The following is a 599-nucleotide window of genomic DNA, read 5'->3' on the forward strand; positions in this document are numbered from 1 at the left end:
ATCAACTTGCTGGTTTGATGCCAACAAAGCCGGCGGGCTCGTCACCCCCTGCCAAGGTCAGCCGAAACATCGGTTGAGGTCAAAGGGTTTGCCCTCCCGCATCATGTAATAAGCGGCACGCGCGAGCTTGTGCGCGAGCGCCTTCATGGCCACGACGGGCAGGCGCTTTGACTTTTTGCGATCATAGAAACGTCTGGCCTGTGGACAGCAGCGCAGCGCTCCAGCGGCGGCTTCGACGAATGCCCAGGCAAGGTAACGGTTACCGTTGCGTGCATTGCCTTCGCCCTTTTTCTTGCCGTTGGAGATGCGCTTGCTGTCCACGCAGCGGCAATAGGAACTGAAATGGCCGACGCTGGCAAAGCGTGCGATGGTGCCGGTTTCAAGCATGATGGTGGCCGCCAGGATGTTGCTGATGCCGGGGGTGCTCTCGAGGATATCGAACTGCGGGCGCAGCTTGACTTCCTTGTGGAGAATGATCTCAAGCGCCTCAATCTCTGCGCACAGCGTATGAAGCACGGCAAGGTTGGCCATCAGCGCGCGCTCGACGTGCGGCGGCAACGCGAGTGCTCGCACCGCTGTGTCGTCGAGACGCTGCACGT

Annotated in this window: 1 protein-coding gene; it reads right to left on the reverse strand. The window is 60.3% G+C overall.

Features of this window, described 5'->3' with window-relative positions; translation table 11 throughout:
* Nucleotides 1-57: 57 nt before the first annotated feature.
* Nucleotides 58-599: transposase (locus tag AB4Y34_RS41870; protein ID WP_368719310.1), on the reverse strand; the 542-nt coding region annotated here is incomplete at its 5' end.

It is taken from the genome of Paraburkholderia sp. BR10954, from assembly GCF_040965775.1.
In the GTDB taxonomy this organism is placed as follows: domain Bacteria; phylum Pseudomonadota; class Gammaproteobacteria; order Burkholderiales; family Burkholderiaceae; genus Paraburkholderia; species Paraburkholderia youngii.